We start from the raw sequence: 20,137 nt of genomic DNA, 5'->3' as shown, positions 1-20,137 counted from the left end.
CCTTCATTACCTGTTAGTGAAATCTTCAGCGGGCATCATTAAAACAGATTGAAGAGGTTCATTGACTTCATAATATATTTCAAAAGTATCAAAGAATGTTGGTGGTTGTTTTTCTGTCTCTATTCTAGAAGAGGCTTTTTATGTTTGTTATTCTACAGTTCCTTACTTAATTAATAAGGTTAACAATTAAATTGTTAAGTATTAATATAAATTAGTGATAATTAGCAAAAATGGTTTTGATATTTCACTTTTCAAAAAGGATGAAAGAGGTGCTCACATAATCGCCATGTAGCAGCGGTAGGGCAATACCTACTTCGTGGAGCACATCACCACCAAACGCTTCACCTGTGGCTTCGAGTGTATACGTTTTTTTAGGATCAAGTCCTTTCAACCGAAGACGTTTTGGTACATAGTGATTTTCTGCGAGAATGCGGAAGTAGAATACAGCTGCCTGCTGCTTATCTTTTGAAACAAACATCCATGCTGTTTCATTTCCTTCAAATGGGCTTCTCAACCGATAAAAATCACCATTTTGTACAAGAGGGCTCAATTGTTTGTATTGAGCAATCTGCTGCTTTACGGTTTTTTTCTCTTCTTCGGTAAATGTGCGGATATCCATCTCGTAACCAAAGGTGCCCATCATCGCTATATCACCACGGGTTTTTAAAGGGGTATTCCGACCGACTTGATGGTTTGGAATCGCTGATACATGCGCTCCAATTGTACTTATAGGGTAGACAAGACTCAATCCATATTGAATTTTCTGGCGAGAGACAGCATCAGTGTTGTCACTTGTCCAAGTCTGTGGCATGTAATAAAGCATGCCAGGATCAAAACGTCCTCCACCGCTGGCACAGCTTTCAAATAAAATATGTGGAAATTCAACTATTAGGGCTTCAAGTAGTTCATATAATCCAAGCATGTATCGGTGACTGATTTCTTTTTGTTGGTCTGTTGGCCACTGAGGTGACCCAACTTCTGTCATATTTCGATTCATATCCCACTTAACATAAGAAATTGGAGCACTTTTGAATAGCTGACTGAGCAAGTTATATAAATAATCCCTCACATCTTTCCGAGACAAATCAAGAACAAGCTGTGTCCGTGTGAGAGTGCGTCGGCGTCCTTCTACGTGTAAGCACCAGTCAGGATGTGACCGATATAGATTGCTGTCTGGTGAAATCATTTCTGGCTCAACCCACAGGCCAAACTGTAGACCAGTTTCATTAACTCGTTTGGCTAGGTCTGCAAGTCCTTTCGGTAGTTTTTTTCGGTCTTCTGTCCAATCCCCCAAAGATGTTGTGTCATCATCTCGTTTACCAAACCATCCATCATCTAAAACAAACAAATCAATCCCAAGATCTGCACCCGTCTTGGCAATAGATTCAATGATTTCTGCGTTGAAATTAAAGTATGTTGCTTCCCAGTTGTTTACAAGCACTGGACGCCTTGCATCCCGGAATGTGCCTCGAATAAGACGTGTCCTATAAAGATTGTGGAATGTCCTTGACATGCCGCCAAGCCCTTCGCAGGAATATACCAGCACTGCTTCTGGTGTTTGAAAAGAAGTGCCAGCTTCTAGTTTCCATTCAAAGTCAAATGAGTTAAGTCCAATTGACATACGGGTTTGGTCAAATTGGTCAACTTCAGCTTCTGCCTGGAAGTTACCACTATAGACAAGGCTCATAGCAAATACATTCCCGATGTCCTCAGTTGCAGACGGGTCCATCAGAGCAAGAAACGGATTCAATTGATGACCACTTGCGCCACGGCGGCTATCAATAAGGGAGGTGCCAGACCTTACGCGCTGCCGTTTTATTTGACCTTCACGTGTCCAAGCACCTGATAAGTAAAGCATGTCGTATTCACTGTCAGGAAAATCGACTACCGCACTCAATGCTCGTTCAAGATAAAGGGTCTCGCTGCCGTTATGAATAAAGCGGACGGAGCGGGTAATCGCGTTATGTTCTGTGAAAACGGAGTATGAGAGGAAAACAGATAAACCTGAATACGGATCTGCCAGTTCAACTTCCAGTGTTTCTACTTCATTGTCATCCTCTGCATATACAAATGGAAGCCCTTCTAGTGCAGGTTTTCCTTTTATCAGCCGGTATGTTTGGTAAACGAGCTCAGTTACACGCGAGCCATCGGGCAACCGGACTTGATAGGCTGGAGAGCGAAAATCGCTAGACCCGAACTGCGGATATTCTAATGGTAGACGATCTAAATCCTCTGTTTTGCGTGAAGCGAAAAGAGAAGGGAGTGATGGGGCATCAATAAGCCTCTTTCCCCAATATACGTGAGCAGGTGAACCGCTTACAATTTGAAAAATATAACTGGAATCACCTGACTGAAGATGAAAAAGCTGTTCAGAACCATGAATGAAAATAGCCATTAAAAACAAATCCTTTCCATGTATAATGACTTTATTATAAAAGGTGAAGTAATAAATGTATACTTAATTACTTAATTTTTTGTTTCTATAAAACATTGATTTAAGTTAACGATTAGTTTAATATTGAAGTACCTTTTAATAAAGGAATATTTCCTTTAGAGAAATTTTCTAGATATTGAGACGAAAGACATTTTCTCATGCGTGGCTTGAATTCCATAGAAAAATTGACTTGTATGGAGAATCTATCTGATGAATTTTAAATGGAAAATCCACATTTATAGAAGGAGGAGCTACTATGACAAAAATCTTGTTTATCGGCGACAGTATTACTGAATGGGGTCGTCATGATGAAAACCCTATTGGAAGTGGATATGTTTACTATGTGTCAGAAGAACTTCAGAAAGAAGGCTTTCATGTCATAAATAAAGGAGTGGGTGGCAATCGGATTACTGATTTGCTTAATCGTTGGAAAGAAGATGTTTTGTCTGAACAGCCAGATATTGTCTCAATTTCTATCGGGATTAATGATGTCTGGCGTCAAATTGATCATCCAGAAAAAGAGCAAGTGGATATCCTGATGTTCTGCTCTATATATGAGCGTTTGTTATCTCAAACAAATGCAAAATTCGTTTTAATGGAACCGACCATAATTGGAGAAAAAATTGATTCAGTTGGCAACCAGATTTTGAAAGCGTATGCAAAGATGGTAGGGGAATTGGCGAAACAATACAATGCGTATCATGTGAACCTTCATGAAGTCTTTATTGAAGCGATTAAGGATGGAAAAGGACCATTCACAATCGATGGTGTACATATGAATGATAATGGGAATCGCCTCATCGCAGACACATGGCTTCACATTTGGAGAAGTAAGTGATTGGTAAAGAAAAAATTTACTTGAGGTGATAGAGATGGATTTTATTAAAGGGTTTACATTTGGCTGGATGAGTGGGAAAGGAACATTTTTAAAAGAAGAATCAAAAAGGTCGCTGAGCTTAATGAAAAAGCGCACGAACAGTACGTACGTTATTCTAGCGCTTGCTGCTCTCCAGGATACAGCACAATCAACATATATTGACTTTGTGGGAGACCATATGCCTTCGGATGAGGAATTGATAGAATGGATAGCTTATGCACAGTCATTGGGTCTTCATGTCATAATGAAGCCGACAGTAAATGTTAAAGATGGGACATGGCGTGCGCATATCAATTTCTTTGATTTAGATGTTCCGTGTGAGCCTAAATGGGGTGACTGGTTTACTTCTTATACAGCCTATCAACTCCATTATGCAAAGCTTGCCGAGCAAACGGGTTGTGTGATGCATATTGCGGGATGTGAAATGGTACAGACTGAACGTCGAGAGCAAGAATGGCGCCGTCTGATTGATGAGATAAGGAAAGTATACAGTGGAGCAGTTACTTACAATACGGACAAGTATCAGGAGGGGAACGTAAAGTGGTGGGATGCGGTTGATGTGATTTCTTCTAGCGGCTACTATCCAATCCATGACTGGGACAATCAACTTGACCGGATTGAAACTATTATTGAGCCTTTCCAAAAGCCTTTTTTCTTTGCAGAAGCTGGATGCCCAGCGCGCACAGGCTCTTCACTTGTGCCAAACGATTGGTCACACGAAGGAGAGATAAACGTAGACGAGCAGGCGGATTTTTATCGGGCGATGTTTGCTGCGTGCGAAAAGCGTCCATGGGTGAAAGGATTCGGCCTTTGGGACTGGAGGACCATTCTTTATTCAGAAATAGATGCCTTACAGGAAGATGGTTATGACGTATTTGGCAAACCAGCGGAAAAAGTCATTGCTGATTACTACAAAAGAAAAGAGGAATAAACCTTGCACATTGACATGCCATTATATCAATTGAAAAAGTATCAAGGGAAAAGCGTGCGGCCTAAAGATTTTGATGTGTACTGGGAAGAGGGACTGAAAGAAGTGACGAGCTTGCCAGAAGATTACGAACTGGTTCCGGCGGCTGTTGAATCTGATTTTGCGGACTGTTTCCATCTTTATTTTACAGGAACTGGCGGTGCACGTATTCATGCCAAATTTGTACAACCAAAAGAAGTAAAACAAGAATCACCAGGTCTTGTTATGTTTCATGGGTACTCAGTAGACAGTGGTGATTGGCTGGATAAGCTTGCTTATGCTGCGCAGGGAATTACAGTGCTGGCGATGGACTGCCGAGGACAAGGTGGGCTGTCAGAAGACACGCTTCAAGTGAAGGGGCCGACGTTGCGAGGGCACGTGATTCGGGGCATTGAAGATCCAAATCCAAACAATCTATACTTCCGACATGTATTTTTAGATACTGTTAAATCGGTACGAGTGTTGCAATCTATGGATCATATTGACCCAGAACGTATCGGCGTTTGGGGGATATCACAAGGGGGGGCGCTCGCAGTTGCATGTGCAGCACTAGTGCCTGAAGTAAAAGAGGTGGCTACAGTTTATCCGTTTTTAAGTGATTATCGGCGTGTATGGGAAGACATGGATATTCAAAGCACAGCTTATGAAGAAATCGCTGCCTATTTCAAAACACGTGACCCTAATCATGAACGGGAAGAAGAGGTATTCGAACGGCTCGGCTACATTGATATTCAATATCTTGCTACCCGTATTAAAGGAAATGTCCAATGGGCACTTGCTATGAAGGACTTAATTTGCCCACCATCTACTCAATTTGCAACTTACAACAAAATTTCTTCTCACAAAGAGATGATTATTTTTTATGAATACGGTCATGAACATCTGCCAGGGATGGCGGACAGGATGTTTGAACAAATGAAACAGTTATAAAAAGATTTACTTAAATCATTCTTCAAGGTATTTTGCTGTTGTTTTTACACTGGAATGGTACATCGTCATAAACATCACATAGCAAAGTGTATTCATCGAAATCTATAAAAGGAGGTGAACAGCAGTCTAGAAGATGTTTGGAAAAATGAATCAAGAGGAGTGTAGGGAAAATGATTAAAAAAATAATTTGTTCATTCTTTGTCTTTGTGCTTTGTTTTTCAGTGTATATGATGACTTCACCATCTGCGAGTGCTACGAACGGTTTTCATGTAAGTGGGAATACACTTTATGATGTAGCGGGTAAGCCTTTCGTGATTAGAGGGATTAATCATGGACACTCATGGTTTAAAAGTGACTCAGCAGAAGCTATACCTGCAATTGCTGAGACTGGGGCTAATACTATTCGAATTGTGCTATCAGATGGAAGCCAATATACAAAAGATAGTATTGAGACTGTAAGGAATTTATTATCACTAGCTGAGAAAAACAAACTGATTGCTATTTTGGAAGTGCACGATGCTACGGGTAAAGATGATATTCATTCATTAAACAGTGCAGCAGATTATTGGATTAGTATCAAAGATGCTCTTATTGGAAAAGAAGATAGAGTACTGATTAATGTTGCGAATGAGTGGTATGGTACATGGAATGGTGCTGATTGGGCAAGTGGATACAAACAGGTTATTCCTAAATTAAGAAATGCAGGTTTAAACCATACATTAATCGTGGATTCTGCTGGCTGGGGGCAATATCCTGCGTCCATTCATAATTACGGGAAAGAAGTCTTCAATGCTGACACACTTAAAAACACAATGTTTTCCATTCATATGTACGAATATGCTGGGGGAGATGCTGCTACTGTCAAAGCAAATATTGACGGTGTATTAAACCAAGATCTTGCTTTAATCATTGGAGAATTTGGGCAGAAGCATACAAATGGAGATGTAGATGAGGCTACTATAATGAGCTATTCCCAACAAAAAAATGTGGGCTGGCTTGCATGGTCTTGGAAGGGAAATGGTCCAGAGTGGGCTTATTTAGACTTATCAAATGATTGGTCTGGGAACAGTTTGACTGAGTGGGGAAATACGGTAGTTCATGGAGCTAATGGTTTAAAAGCTACTTCTATAATAAACCCTGTATTTGGAGAAACAAATCCTGAAGGAACTGACAGTATGCTTTACAATTTTGAAATTGGAACGCAAAATTGGGCTGGAGGAAACGTAGCAGGAGGACCTTGGTCAACAAACGAATGGGCAGCAGATGGTAGCCATTCATTAAAAGCAGATGTTCAATTAAACACTCATTCTCAGCATTATTTATATATAAGCCAAAACCAAAATTTCAGTGGGAAGTCACAATTAAAAGCAACAGTAAAACATGCAGGTTGGGGGAATATTGGGGATGGGATTAGTGCTAAATTATATGTAAAAGCCGGATCAAATTGGGTATGGTTTGATGGTGGTAGCCAGAAAATCAACTCTTCAGGAACTATCTTAACCTTGAATTTTTCGTCTATCCCAAATGTAAGTGACATAAAAGAAATTGGTATTCAGTTTGTGGGTTCTTCCAACAGTAGTGGTCAAACCGCTGTATACGTTGATAATGTCACAGTTCAATAACTTCATTAAAAAAAGTGAGAGAATGAGATATCAATAGTTTTAAGAGAAAGTGAAAAAGGTGAAATCGCATCACCGATTTCACTTTTTTTATTACTCTTTTAGAAAGATGCAGTTACTTAGGCATTGAGCTTTCCTCTACACATACCTTGAAGTGGGAGTCTTTTGATGGGAAATGATAAAAAAGAGGATTGAAAAAGAATTTTATTTTTTTAATTGTCTAGTTTTTTGTTTTTAAAAGTATAGACAAATTATTGTTGGTATTATAATATTAATGTAAGCGTTAGCACTAAGAACTAAAGGAGCTTAATGAAAATGAAGAAAATTTTATTAGCGTGCAGTTCAGGAATGTCTACAAGTCTGTTAGTTACAAAAATGGAAAAATACGCAGATTCAATTGGGGAAGAAGCGAAAATCTGGGCTGTAGGCCAAGATCAAGCTAAAAAAGAAATGGCAAATGCGGATGTAGTCTTAATTGGTCCTCAAATGAGCTTTTTGAAAAAAGATCTTCAAAAAGAAGCAGAAAAGTATGAAATTCAAGTGGACGTTATTGACATGATGGCTTATGGAATGGCGGATGGGAAAAAAGCATTTGAACAGGCTGTTAGTTTAATAAATAAGTGACAAAAACAATTAGTAAATACAAGTCTATTTCAGAAGAAATAAAACGACGTATACAAGAAGATGAATACACGCAAGAGGGTCCTATCCCAGATGAACTGACACTTGCTTTAGAATTTGAGTGTAGTCGTATGACAATGAAGAGAGCACTCGATTTGCTTGTAGACGAAGGACTCCTGTTTCGTAAGCGTGGACATGGGACCTTCATTATAAAGTCTGCTATTCAAGCGAACCGAGTGAATGTTGTGGATACACAAAATATTGGCTTGACTAAACTAATTGGTTCGCAAGAGCTGACAAGTGACGTTATTCAATTTCACGTTAAATTTCCAACCAAAGTGATTCAAGAACATCTAGCTATTGAGTCTAACAGTCCAATATACGATATTATTCGTGTACGATATGTAGATGGAAGTCCCTATGTCATTGAACATACATTTATGCCTGTTCATATTATTCCGCGTTTAACGGAAAAAGTACTTAAGTTGTCTGTTTATGGATTTATTTCAAATGAATTGGGTTTGTGTATTGGCGGTGCACACAAAAAAATTCGAGCTGACAAGCCAAATAAGCAGGATGAACAATACCTGCATTGTACATCAGATGATCCAATCATTGAAGTTGAACAAGTTGCGTATTTAGATACTGGTATTCCGTTTGAATATTCATTTTCACGTCATCGTTATGATCGCTTTGAATTTAATTTAGTGACTATTAGGAAATAACCAGCAAGAACCGCCCAGGATAATTGATATGGGCGGTTTTGTTGTTTCATCCGTCATCTTCATTTGGTCTACAATCACATAACAAGTGTTCTAACGCTTTTAAATAAACACCAGTTGTTTGATTATCTCTTTGTATGACTAGCTTATAAGCGTCTAAGTAAAGTATCGAAATTCATACTTGTATGGATTATAAACGATTCCTGTACTTTTACCTTTATTGACATCAAATGCTACAACATCTTTCATTTTATTTCCTCTCATTCCCTTCAGTGACAACATAGAAATCTTCACAGAACCTTGGTAATTCCATTTACTTTTACACGATTTCTTTGGATATAACATACTAAGCTGATTTATATAAAGGTGTGAGGTGTTCTATTTTTTTTATGGTCAAGGTAGCTATAGTAAGATTATTCATATAATAAAAAATATAAAGACATTTTATTTTAAATGACTAGACATTTAAAATAAAATGTCTATAATATTAATTGTAAGCGGTATCTGACAAGGCATTCAATTAGGAAGGGATGAGAAGATGATAGATTTTAATGTAGATGAATTAACACCCGAGCAAGTTAGTTTTCAGCTAATTTTGCATAGTGGTAACGCGAGAAGTAAAATTATTCAATCACTGCGAGCGTACAGAGAAGGAAATGTAGAAGAGACAGAACAACTGCTGAAGGAAGCAGAAGAAGATTTGAATCAGTCGCATGGTATTCATTTTCAAATGATTCAAAAAGAAGCAGCTGGAGAAAAAAATGAATTTTCTCTTCTATTAATGCATTCAGAGGATCATCTTATGTCAACGTTAACAATGAAAGAATTGGTCACTGAATTAATTGCCCTCTTTAAAGAAAAAAAATTATAAAGGAGCACAGATTATGAAACAAGGTATGTTCGATAAAATGAGTGAAGTGCTTATCCCGATTGCAGGGAGATTGAATAACAATCGTTATTTGACTGTTTTACGTGATGCATTTATGTTAGCATTTCCGCTGACAATCTTCGGATCTATTGCTGTTGTTTTGATGAATTTGCCATTTTTAAATAAAATTATGGATGAAAATGCTGTGGCAGTGTTTCGAAACGCTCTAAATGTTGCTCCGCAGGCTACAATGAGCATTATGACATTATTTGTTGTCTTTGGGATTGGTTATTATTTATCGCGAAGTTATGAGGTAGAAGCTGTGTTCGGCGGTGTTATTGCATTAGCTTCGTTCCTTGTATTGACGCCATTTATAGTTGAGCCAGAAGGACAGGAAGCAATACAAAATGTGCTGTCACTCGATCGGCTTGGAGCAAAAGGCATGTTCCTTGGTATGATCACGGGTTTTCTTTCGGCAGAGATTTATCGGAGAATTGTTCAACGTGAGTTAACTATTAAAATGCCGGATGGTGTACCTCCAGCTGTAGCTAAATCCTTCTCAGCTCTGATTCCGGCTCTTATTACACTTACATTTTTCTTAGTCTTGAACATTGTAGTCACACAGTTGCTTGATACGAATATGCACGATGTTATTTATACACTTGTGCAGGCACCGCTAGTTGGGCTTGGAAGTGGTATTGTTCCAACTCTGATTGCAGTCTTCTTTATTCAAATCCTTTGGTTTTTCGGTCTTCATGGACAAATAATAATTAACTCTGTTATGGACCCAATTTGGAATACATTGGCGATTGAAAACTTAAACTCTTATACGGCTACAGGTGAAGTACCTCACATCATCAGTAAGCCATTTATGGAAATTTACACAGTGGGTATGGGTGGTACTGGCATGACGCTGGCTGTAGTACTAGCGATTCTCCTCTTTATGAAGAGTCGCCAAATGAAGCAAGTGGCCAAACTTGGTCTTGGTCCTGGTCTTTTCAACGTCAATGAGCCGATTATCTTCGGTCTGCCAATTGTGATGAATCCGATGATTATTGTTCCGTGGATTCTTGCACCAATGGTGACCACTGCATTTACATATTTTGTAATGGCTGCTGGGATTGTGCCACCACCTACAGGCGTAACTGTTCCATGGACTGTTCCAATTGTTATTAACGGTATTATGGCAACCAACTCGATTTGGGGAGGCCTACTACAAATCGTGAATCTGTTGATTGTATTTGCAATATGGTTCCCATTTTTGAAAATTATTGATCGTGTTAATGTTCAGAAAGAACACACTGAAGATAGTAACCCATCTGATTAAAAAGGAGTTAGTTTAAAATGACAAACGATATTAAATACAAGTTTCCAGTTGATTTCTGGTGGGGCTCTTCTGCATCTGCTACACAGACAGAAGGTGCAGCAGATGTAGACGGCAAAGGGAAAAACATTTGGGATTATTGGTATGAAATTGAGCCACATCGCTTTTTTGATGGAGTTGGTCCACAAGATACATCCCAATTTTATACAAAATACAAGGAAGATATCCGGTTGATGAAAGAAATCGGTCATAATTCATTCCGTATGTCTATTTCTTGGGCACGCCTAATCCATGGTGGTACAGGAGAAGTAAACGGAAAAGCGGTTAAATTTTATAACAATGTTATTGATGAAATGATTGCCAACGGTATTGAGCCTTTTGTGAATTTGTTCCATTTTGATATGCCACTTGAACTTCAAGAAAAAGGTGGATGGGTGAATCGTGAAACGGTAGAAGCATATGTAAACTATGCCAAAACAGCATTTGAACTTTTCGGTGATCGGGTATCCAAATGGTTTACACATAATGAGCCTATTGTACCAGTAGAAGGTGGCTACATGTACGACTTCCATTATCCAAACGAAGTGAATTTTAAAAAAGCTGTGCAGGTTGCGTTCCACTCAATCTTGGCCAGCGCAAAAGCGATTAAAGAATATAAAGCACTTGGACGGAATGGCGAAATTGGTATTATTTTAAATCTGACACCATCCTATCCCCGTAGTCAAAATCCAGAGGACGTAAAAGCCTCTGTATTAGCAGATGCATTTTTTAACCGTTCATTCCTAGATCCATCGGTAAAGGGCACGTTCCCTAAAGAACTTACTGATATTTTAAAAGAGTATAACTATCTACCAGAATATCAGAAAGAGGATCTTGAAATTATTGCAGGAAATACAGTTGACTTACTTGGAGTAAATTATTATCAGCCACGTCGTGTCAAAGCGAAAGAGCATATGCCACATTTAGATGCACCGTTCATGCCAGACCACTTCTTTGACAATTATGTCATGCCAGGACGCAAGATGAATCCGCATCGAGGCTGGGAAATTTACGAGAAAGGTATATACGATATTTTAACAAACCTTCGTGAAAACTACGGCAATATTCCATGCTTTATTTCAGAAAATGGCATGGGCGTGGAAGGAGAAGAAAAATTCCGTGACGACAATGGAATGATTCAGGATGACTACCGTATTGAGTTTATCCGTGACCATTTACAATGGGTGCATAAAGCGCTTGAAGAAGGTGCAAATGTGAAGGGATATCATATGTGGACTTTTATGGATAACTGGTCATGGTCAAATGCTTATAAAAATCGTTATGGATTTGTCTCTGTAAATTTGGATAAGGATGCGGAACGGACTGTGAAAAAGAGTGGGTATTGGTTTAAAAAAGTAGCCGAGCAAAACGGATTTTAATGGAGGAAAACGAGATGGCATTTTTCGCAGTCATTGACCTTGGTGGCACATCTATTAAACATTCTGTGATGGATGGAAATGGCATCATCCTTCATTCAGGATCAACCCCTACACCCATACAAGGGCAAGAAGCAACATTTCCTGTTCTTTCAGATATTATTCAGGCATACCAGCAGGAATTTGATGTGGAGGGAGTAGCACTCAGTATTCCAGGTGCAGTGGATTGCCAAAGTGGATATGTTTACTACGCTGGTGCAGTAAAAGACATCGAGCATCAATCTATTAAAGAAAAACTTTCTTTTTTAAAACTGCCTATCGAGCTAGACAATGATGCAAACTGTGCAGCACTTGCAGAAAAATGGAAGGGGAATGCACAGGAATGCCAAAGCTTTGTTTGTTATACAGCAGGAACAGGTATTGGTGGCGGTATTTTCATAAACGGTGATATGTACCGAGGGAAAAATGGACTGGCTGGCGAGTTTGGCTTGATGACTCTCGGTTTTGATAAACATCTTGAGACCATTATTGAACGATATTCGTTCAGCAATCTTGGCTCAGCGCGCTCGCTTACTGAACGGTATTTCCATGAAACTGGCGAGCAGGTGGATGGAATTGAATTATTTGGGTTAATGGAGCAGGGAAATCAGCGTGCTGTAGTAGAGCTTGACCGGTTTTATGATGCACTGGCTGTAGGAACTGCTAATATTATTCATTCTCTTGCACCAGAAAAGGTGTTGATTGGTGGAGGCATTAGCGCCCAGCCAACTGTTATATCTGAAGTGAAAAAACGGGTAGAATGCATTTGGCCGGAGGCGGTGCATACTTCTGAAATCGACAGCTGTTTTTTTAAAAATGATGCTGGTAAAATAGGCGCATTATTTCACTTTTTAACACAACGGGGGCGGATGGCATGATCGGTGCAATTGAAGCAGGTGGTACTAAGTTCGTTTGTGCAGTAGGTACAAAGGATGGCAAGTGGATTGAACGTGTGCAATTCCCAACAGAGTGGCCTGAGAAAACAATGGAAAATGTTATTCATTTTTTTAAATCATATGAACTGGAAGCAATCGGAGTTGGATCTTTTGGTCCTTGCGGGGTTGATCCTGATAAAGATGATTTTGGCTTTATAACATCAACACCAAAACCAGGTTGGCGTTCGTATGGTATCGTGCCTGCACTGAAGGAGATGTTTGACGTGCCGGTCGGTTTTAATACAGATGTAAATGCAGCTGCTCTTGGTGAATCTATGTTTGGTGCAGCAAAGGGGTTGGACAGCTGTTTGTATATCACCGTTGGTACGGGCATTGGGGCTGGTGCAATTGTCGGTGGGAAACTATTACAGGGAGTATCTCATCCTGAGATGGGTCATATTGTTGTAAGACGTCATCCTGCTGATTTATATGCAGGGACCTGTCCGTATCATAAAGACTGCCTTGAAGGACTTGCAGCTGGTCCTTCTTTAGAGAACCGTTACGGAAAAAAAGGTCATCAGTTGGAATCAAATGCTGGTGTTTGGGAAATGGAAGCCTACTATTTAGCACAGGCTATCACCCAATATATATTGATTATTTCACCTAAAAAAGTGATTTTGGGTGGCGGCGTTATGAAGCAACGTCAACTTTATCCGCTTATTCAAGAAAAAGTGAAAGCATTTTTAAATGGCTATGTTAATGTACCAGAGATTACTGAAAGAATAGCAGAATATATTGTTGCCCCTGAACTTGGTGATAACGCAGGGATTACTGGAGCATTGCTAATTGGCAAGGCAGCTCTTGAAAAGGGAGGATGAGACGGTGAACGAACCGATTTTTTTAAAACCAATTTTTAAAGAACGTATTTGGGGAGGTACCGCTCTTCGCGACTATTTTGGCTATGATATCCCATCTCCTCATACAGGAGAATGTTGGGCTGTATCAGCGCATCCAAATGGCCCATCCGTAGTTGCTAATGGACCTCTAAAAGGGAAAACGCTTATTGAACTTTGGAATGAATCAAGGCATCTTTTCGGAGATATAAAAGGGGATGTTTTTCCTCTTTTGACTAAAGCATTAGATTCAGCTGATGATTTATCTGTGCAGGTGCACCCAGGTAATTATTATGCAGGCTCACGAGAGAATGGTGAACTTGGTAAAAATGAGTGCTGGTATGTAATCGACTGTGAAGAAGGGGCAGAAGTCATTTATGGACACTATGCTCAAACACGAGAAGAATTTCTTGAGCTAATTGAAAAAGACCAATGGGATAAGTTACTGCGTTGGGTGCCTATTAAACCAGGTGATTTTTTCAATGTACCAAATGGGACGATTCATGCATTGTGCAAAGGAGCGCTTATCTTAGAAACACAACAAAGCTCAGACACAACATACCGTCTGTATGACTATGGGCGGACCGATGATCAGGGGCATACACGAGAGCTTCATATTGACAAAGCACTTGATGTTTCCAATGTGCCAGACCAAGGGCAAGTCATTTATCCTTTGACAGAAGATAGAGGTGCAGTCCTGATTACGACTTATCTGAGAAATGACTATTTCTCTGTGCATAAGTGGGCGGTGGAAGGAGAGGCTTTCTTTAAACGACAGGCACCTTTTCTCATTGTCAGTGTGATTAGCGGAGATGGGGAGATAAGAGTTAGCGAGCAGGTGCATAGCTTTTCAAAAGGCAATCATTTTATAATTCCAGCTGGTATTCAAGAGTTTTTTATTGAAGGATCCTGTGAATTAATAGTTTCCCATCTTTAATAAAGTAGCACTCCATCACTTTGGAGTGTCTTTTTTCGTTGTCTGTCTGCTACTTCAGTGATACAGTTAAAAGAACTTATTCTTTTCGGGAGCGATGAAGTTGGCGAAATATAGTGATATTGCAAATGAAATGAGAAGACGCATCCAAAGAGGTGAATATGATTCAAATTATCCTATTACGGATGAAGTATCGCTGACTAAAGAGTTTTTATGCAGTAGGATGACTGTAAAAAAAGCATTAGATATTTTAGTGGCGGAAGGGTTATTATATCGTAAAAGAGGGCATGGGACGTTTATTGTGAAATCCGCAAAAGAGGAAAAGCTGGTCAATGTACTTAACAATGAAAATGTAGGGCTGACCAAGTTAATTGGAGCCGAACATGTTGAAAGTGTTATTATTGGATTTGATATCCAATTTCCATCACAAGAAGTAGCGGCTCACTTGTCCATTGATCTTCAAACACCAACTTATCATATTATCCGATTACGAAAATGGCATGGAGAACCTTATGTATTGGAGCGAACATACATGCCTGCAACAATTATTAAGGATTTGACAAAAGAAATCTTGAAAGGATCTATATACGATCATATTACAGAAACGCTTGGTTTAACAATTGGAGGTGCACATCGCAAAATTCGTGCAGATAAACCAGGCGAACTTGACCAAGAATACTTACATTGTGCAGCAAATGATCCTATATTGGAAGTAGAACAAGTAGCTTATTTAAATATAGGCATGCCTTTTGAATATTCATTTTCACGTCATCGGTATGATAAATTTGTGTTTAAAACCGTTATTATACAAAGGTAACGAAAGCCGCATTGTTTTTATGTGACTATATGAAATGTCATTGAAGCATTTACTGCACTTACTAGAACAAGAGAAGCCAGATATTATTTTTTGTACACAAAGTGTGCCATCTTATTTACTCAATAAATTAAAGCAAAGTGGACATTGCCAAATCCATGTTGTGAATGTGTATACAGACTTTGTCGTGAGTCAATTTTGGAGTGAGGGAATGCTCCGAATGACAGCATTGCATAATTTTGCACGCAATATTTTAATTGCGGGTGGGAATTTAGGCTTGATGAATTGTACTAACTTATAGGAACAGCTCAAACAAAATGAATATTTTCATTACTATATTTTACGTGGCACGAACAAGAAGCTATATCAGCAAATTTTAGCTTGGCAATTACCGAATGACACACCATTGAATGACTACACCAACAATTGGAATGTGTACGATTTATGCAATCCATGCTAGGTAAAAATCAGGCAGTCCATGAGATGTTTCTTGCCTCACATAATGTACAATAAAAGATGCCAAAGCGCTCTGAAATGAGTTCTTTGGCATTTTGCGTGAATGTTATTGAAGGTATTTTGGCTGGCGTGTAAAAACCTTTTTCCATACGATTACATTAACCATTACTATTATAAATAGTAAAATAATAGAACCATACGGAATGAATGTGGCTGCTACATAATGAAGGCCTGCCAACAGCGCTAATAATAGAAATAATGCAATTGTCATTGTACTTTTTCCTTGTGCCATAGCATCGTAAGGCTCGGAGAATGGAATGGTGTAACCAAAGCATAAATAACCAATAATCGCATATAGCCATCCAACGACTAAAATAATACATAAATCGACTATAATATGTGGCCCGTAAATAAAGCAGAATGCGATACTGAGTATAATAAATATAGGCATATATAATTTGAGTAAGAAGGCTTTGAGGCTTCCTTTTATTAACAGAGAATAGTCTGTGACAGGTACGACTTTGTAAATCCAAGCCGCCTTATACTTACTAGAATGACCAAGCGTGAGCACGGCTGCTGGAATAATGAGCATGGAAAAATAAATTGTTAAATAGCTCATGCTATTCGCAAAGTCAACGTGTTCATCTCTCAACGTATTCAACATAAAAATAAATGGAATAACGAAAGAAAATCCTAATGATGGGTAGACTTTTAGCTTAAATTCTCGCTCCTGCTTCATCATGAGGGAGGCGAAACGGTAAAAGGCTCTTTCTTCGTGTGTTGGACAAATTAACTGCAAGAAAAATGCTCGCAAACGATTAGTTTTCTCTTTTTTGGATTTGCTTGTACTTAGTAATTTTTGTAGATTACGCTCAAAGGTTGGAATCAGCTTGATATATAACCATATAGAGAGTATAGGAATGATGATGGCTAAGCTGCTTAAGATGATGGCCCAGAAGGAATAGTTGCCATTGAATAGCAACTCATAAGGCGCAGCGAACCACATTGGAATCAGCAAAATACTCCACCAGTGAAAATTAACATGGACATCTAAATTTACAAATTCAAAAGAGCGTATGACAAATTGATAGCTAATCATTAACATCAGAGAGAGCCCTATTTGTACATAATTAATCATGTCCTTTAATTTTTCACCATCAAAAAATCTCAAGACCATCATATACAGAAGCGCTGTCATAACGACGATTAAAATATTAATAAAAATCAGTTCCAAGATAGTTAGTAAAAAGAAAAAAATACCATGTCGTATTAAGCTAACAATGAGAGGAATTGCTGTAAAAGCAACCGTTAAAAAGCTTAAATAAATCAAAATATGCATGAATTTTGCTGCATTTAATGTTTTCGTATGAATAGGTTTTGTAGCAAGAATTGTACGGTCACGTATATCCAACAATACAGAGGAAAAATCGGAAATCATGGATGTCATAATAATGAACATTACCATGACATAGACGATGCTCATTTGAAAAAGAAATTGTGTCCCAAAGCTAATAAAGGGGATGAGTATGAGTCCCATGAGTACATAAATCCATAGTGACTTTATATAGCTATACGTCTGATTTTCTTTCTTTTTAGCATTTTGATTGAAAAGTGTAGGTACTTTTCGCTCATCCATCGTTAATTTTATATGGAGAATTTTGCGCATGATGTCATAATCGATACCCATTTTGACAAAGAGAAATTGTAATTTATCGAGTAGCTGTAATATTTTGAAATCCTTCATCATTACACCTCTTGTACAATTGTAACGAACTGTTCACCAATTTCTTGATGACGGTCAAAGCCTGTCAATTGGTTGAAAATCCGCTCTAATGTACCTTCTGTATTGTCTTTTTGTAGCTGTTCAAACGTACCATCGGCAGCGACCTTGCCATCATGCAGTAAAATAATTCGACTACTGATTTTTTCTACAACGTCCATAATGTGTGAAGAATAAAAGATTGTTTTGCCTTGTGCGGCTAGCTGTAGCAAAATTTCTTTAAATACCATGACACTATTGGCATCTAATCCATTAATAGGCTCATCCAAAAATACAATATCGGGATTATGTAGAAGGCTTGAAATAATGAGCAGTTTTTGACGCATCCCCTTTGAATAAGAGGAGATTCGTGCATGATAAGCCTCACCAACACCGAATAGCTCCATTAAAGTTTGTGATTTATGTGTAGCCAAGTCTAATGTTAAACCATATAGTTGTCCGATAAAGGTTAAATATTCATAGCCTGTTAAATTATCATAAACGTCCGCTATTTCAGGCACATAGCCAATTCTTTGTTTATATGTAGCACCACTTTGACGAATGTCTTCACCAAATAGCTTAATTTCTCCACCATATTCTCCTTCGATGCCTAAAATAATTTTCACAGTTGTACTTTTCCCAGCACCATTCGGACCGATATAGCCGATTATTTCCCCTCTAGAAACGTGTAAATCAATACCGTTTAAAACGTTCTTATTACCATAGCTTTTTGTTAAATTAGTAATCGTTAAAATTTCCTGCTGTTCCATTTTTGTCACTCCTTTCCTCTGTATGTACGAATGAATGGTTAAAAAGTTTCACTAGCAATGTATTTCATGCAAAAGCCCCCTCCTAAAAGTAATGGTTCGCCCGAAAAATAGGGTGTGGATATGTTAAGATGTAAGAAATTGTAGAAATGAGGTTTTTAAATGCAATACACAATATATAACAAGCAAGCAGAGGGATTAGTTTTAGTTGCGATTCCTGCTTTGGGGGAACGTAAAGAAATATACGAGCAGCTTGCTACAGACTTACCACATTGTAAAATAATTAGCTTCGATTTACCTGGGCATAATGGCTATCAGGTAGCAGATTGTACAATTGTTTCGTATGTGAAAAATATCCACAATCAACTACAAAGGCTTGGCATTCAGAGGGCACATTTTATTGGTAATTCAATCGGAGCATGGATTGTGCAGGCATATTATAAGCAGTATGCAGAGCATGTAGCGTCTATTTGGTTACTGGATGGCGGTTATTTCTTTGAACCAGTAGCTGAAACAGAGCCAATTCAATTACCGATGACAGAGCGCTTTGAGGATATTACGGAAACAGTGGAAGCATTGACAGAGACATTAGCTGACACAACGAATCGTGCATTTTATCAGCAGTATTTTACACAGAATTTTGTCCATCAGCAGCATATATGGCGACATCATGCAGAGGAAGCCGCTGTTAATGCACTTGCTAAGGAGCTAGATAACTATGATTTTCGTGTAGAGACAATGCACGTACCACTTTTTCTGTGCATAGCTGAAGAGAGTGCTACAGATGAAATCACACGTCAGCGAATACAAGCATTTGAGCAGCAGCATCAAATAACAGCGACTATTATTACGAATGGTCAGCATTTATTACCATTAACGAACCATAAAGAGTTAGCAGATATAATAAAGAACCTCTGTTGCTAAAACAGGGGTTCAATTACTGTGATTAACTTTTTGAATTGCACGTGCCATCGCTTCTAAAATATACATCACAGGAACCTGTGTTGTAATATTAGCATTTTCATACCATTCTTCTGTGACATAATAAGAAATATTAATATCTGCAATTTTGGCAATAGAAGAATATTTATTGTTTGTGAGGCTAATAGACTTACTTCCCTTTTGTTTAAGCTGATGTAGCTGTGTAATGGTAAAGCTTGTTTCACCAGATACAGACAAGGCAATTGTCACGCTATTGTGCAATAGCTGTGAAGGGATTGGGAAAAAAGGGTCCTTAATATACATAGATAGTGTACCAATACTTGAGAAATAACGTGCACCATATTCAGCTAAAATGCCAGAGCTACCCAAGCCGATAAAAATTACACTATCTGCCTGTGCTACTAAATCAGCCGCTTGTTGAATTTTATCTTCCATGCCACTTTGTAATGTGCGTTCAAAAAATTCAGTGATAACATGTTGTCCACTTGGTAGGATGATCTTCTTTTGGGTATTCAAATGCATTTTGAGTTTGACTTTAAATTCAGAAAAACCTTCGCAATTTATTTTTCTACAAAAACGTAAAATAGTAGAGGTGGACATATGTGTTTCGTCTGCCAACTCACGAATCCGCATATAAGCAACCTTTTCACCATGTTGGCAAATGTAATTATATAAAGAAGTTTCTAATTCATTAAATGAAGCAATGATTTCAGGTGTAAACATTTATCGTAGCACCTCCCTTTATTCATACATTTATTATGACACAACACGTTACATTTACGAAACAAATTCCTTTAGCTGTTACTAAAAACTAGATAGGCTGTAGATATTTACGAATTTATAGAACCTCGTTACAATCAGAGGTATAGAAGGATGCAGTT

At 38.4% G+C, this 20,137-nt stretch carries 19 protein-coding genes; 15 read left to right on the top strand and 4 right to left on the bottom strand.

The window, feature by feature from the left end; translation table 11 throughout:
- Positions 1 to 244: 244 nt before the first annotated feature.
- Entirely contained in the window at positions 245 to 2,395 is a 2,151-nt protein-coding gene (locus OPF91_RS13695; RefSeq protein WP_264989392.1) for an alpha-galactosidase, read from the bottom strand.
- 295 nt (positions 2,396 to 2,690) lie between these two features.
- Here OPF91_RS13695 and OPF91_RS13690 point away from each other — a divergent pair, with 295 nt between their 5' ends.
- The 14 genes from OPF91_RS13690 to OPF91_RS13625 all read left to right on the top strand — a co-directional run bounded on the left by OPF91_RS13690 (position 2,691) and on the right by OPF91_RS13625 (position 15,633).
- Positions 2,691 to 3,272 carry an SGNH/GDSL hydrolase family protein gene (locus OPF91_RS13690; RefSeq protein WP_264989391.1) on the top strand — a complete coding sequence of 194 codons (582 nt, stop codon included), beginning with the start codon at positions 2,691 to 2,693 and terminating at the stop codon, positions 3,270 to 3,272.
- Between the two features lie 34 nt (positions 3,273 to 3,306).
- Positions 3,307 to 4,242, top strand: a complete 936-nt coding sequence (locus tag OPF91_RS13685; RefSeq protein WP_264989390.1) for a glycoside hydrolase family 113 — start codon at positions 3,307 to 3,309, stop codon at positions 4,240 to 4,242.
- Between the two features lie 3 nt (positions 4,243 to 4,245).
- The gene (locus OPF91_RS13680; protein ID WP_264989389.1) at positions 4,246 to 5,208 is read left to right on the top strand and encodes an acetylxylan esterase; all 963 of its coding nucleotides are present in this window, start codon (positions 4,246 to 4,248) and stop codon (positions 5,206 to 5,208) included.
- Between the two features lie 170 nt (positions 5,209 to 5,378).
- Positions 5,379 to 6,830, top strand: a complete 1,452-nt coding sequence (locus tag OPF91_RS13675) for a glycoside hydrolase family 5 protein (protein ID WP_264989388.1) — start codon at positions 5,379 to 5,381, stop codon at positions 6,828 to 6,830.
- Between the two features lie 312 nt (positions 6,831 to 7,142).
- Positions 7,143 to 7,451 (top strand): PTS sugar transporter subunit IIB, encoded by a 309-nt coding sequence (locus tag OPF91_RS13670; protein WP_264989386.1) that lies wholly within the window; start codon positions 7,143 to 7,145, stop codon positions 7,449 to 7,451.
- An 8-nt stretch (positions 7,452 to 7,459) separates the two neighbouring features.
- Positions 7,460 to 8,173 carry a GntR family transcriptional regulator gene (locus OPF91_RS13665; protein ID WP_264989570.1) on the top strand — a complete coding sequence of 238 codons (714 nt, stop codon included), beginning with the start codon at positions 7,460 to 7,462 and terminating at the stop codon, positions 8,171 to 8,173.
- A 535-nt stretch (positions 8,174 to 8,708) separates the two neighbouring features.
- Positions 8,709 to 9,041 (top strand): PTS sugar transporter subunit IIA, encoded by a 333-nt coding sequence (locus tag OPF91_RS13660; RefSeq protein ID WP_264989384.1) that lies wholly within the window; start codon positions 8,709 to 8,711, stop codon positions 9,039 to 9,041.
- A 25-nt stretch (positions 9,042 to 9,066) separates the two neighbouring features.
- Entirely contained in the window at positions 9,067 to 10,365 is a 1,299-nt protein-coding gene (gene celB / locus OPF91_RS13655) for a PTS cellobiose transporter subunit IIC (protein ID WP_264989568.1), read from the top strand.
- Positions 10,366 to 10,382: 17 nt separating this feature from the next.
- Complete coding sequence (gene gmuD / locus OPF91_RS13650; protein WP_264989382.1) at positions 10,383 to 11,780, top strand: 6-phospho-beta-glucosidase GmuD; 1,398 nt, start codon at positions 10,383 to 10,385, stop codon at positions 11,778 to 11,780.
- Positions 11,781 to 11,794: 14 nt separating this feature from the next.
- A complete protein-coding gene (locus OPF91_RS13645) occupies positions 11,795 to 12,694 on the top strand; it encodes an ROK family protein (protein ID WP_264989381.1) in 900 nt (299 codons plus the stop codon).
- Positions 12,691 to 13,569, top strand: a complete 879-nt coding sequence (locus tag OPF91_RS13640) for an ROK family protein (protein WP_264989380.1) — start codon at positions 12,691 to 12,693, stop codon at positions 13,567 to 13,569. The genes OPF91_RS13645 and OPF91_RS13640 overlap by 4 nt, the downstream gene beginning before the upstream one ends.
- Positions 13,570 to 13,573: 4 nt before the next feature.
- On the top strand, positions 13,574 to 14,521 hold the full coding sequence (manA, locus tag OPF91_RS13635; RefSeq protein WP_264989378.1) for a mannose-6-phosphate isomerase, class I: 948 nt from the start codon (positions 13,574 to 13,576) through the stop codon (positions 14,519 to 14,521).
- Positions 14,522 to 14,621: 100 nt separating this feature from the next.
- Entirely contained in the window at positions 14,622 to 15,335 is a 714-nt protein-coding gene (locus OPF91_RS13630) for a GntR family transcriptional regulator (protein WP_264989377.1), read from the top strand.
- A gap of 34 nt (positions 15,336 to 15,369) precedes the next feature.
- Positions 15,370 to 15,633, top strand: coding sequence for an MGDG synthase family glycosyltransferase (locus tag OPF91_RS13625; RefSeq protein WP_264989376.1), 264 nt, complete (start codon positions 15,370 to 15,372; stop codon positions 15,631 to 15,633).
- 261 nt (positions 15,634 to 15,894) lie between these two features.
- On the opposite strand, the gene OPF91_RS13620 is transcribed toward OPF91_RS13625, so the two are convergent.
- On the bottom strand, positions 15,895 to 17,532 hold the full coding sequence (locus OPF91_RS13620; RefSeq protein WP_264989375.1) for a hypothetical protein: 1,638 nt from the start codon (positions 17,530 to 17,532) through the stop codon (positions 15,895 to 15,897).
- Positions 17,533 to 17,534: 2 nt separating this feature from the next.
- Positions 17,535 to 18,317, bottom strand: coding sequence for an ABC transporter ATP-binding protein (locus tag OPF91_RS13615; protein ID WP_264989374.1), 783 nt, complete (start codon positions 18,315 to 18,317; stop codon positions 17,535 to 17,537).
- 159 nt (positions 18,318 to 18,476) lie between these two features.
- Here OPF91_RS13615 and OPF91_RS13610 point away from each other — a divergent pair, with 159 nt between their 5' ends.
- Positions 18,477 to 19,238, top strand: a complete 762-nt coding sequence (locus tag OPF91_RS13610) for an alpha/beta fold hydrolase (protein WP_264989372.1) — start codon at positions 18,477 to 18,479, stop codon at positions 19,236 to 19,238.
- A 9-nt stretch (positions 19,239 to 19,247) separates the two neighbouring features.
- Here OPF91_RS13610 and OPF91_RS13605 read toward each other — a convergent pair whose 3' ends face one another.
- On the bottom strand, positions 19,248 to 19,979 hold the full coding sequence (locus OPF91_RS13605; RefSeq protein WP_264989370.1) for a MurR/RpiR family transcriptional regulator: 732 nt from the start codon (positions 19,977 to 19,979) through the stop codon (positions 19,248 to 19,250).
- Positions 19,980 to 20,137: the final 158 nt, after the last annotated feature.

It is taken from the genome of Lysinibacillus piscis, from assembly GCF_026012395.1.
Taxonomy (GTDB): Bacteria; Bacillota; Bacilli; order Bacillales_A; family Planococcaceae; genus Lysinibacillus; species Lysinibacillus piscis.
The sequence above is the reverse complement of the archived record's forward strand: the minus strand, read 5'-3'. Positions and strand labels throughout refer to the sequence as shown.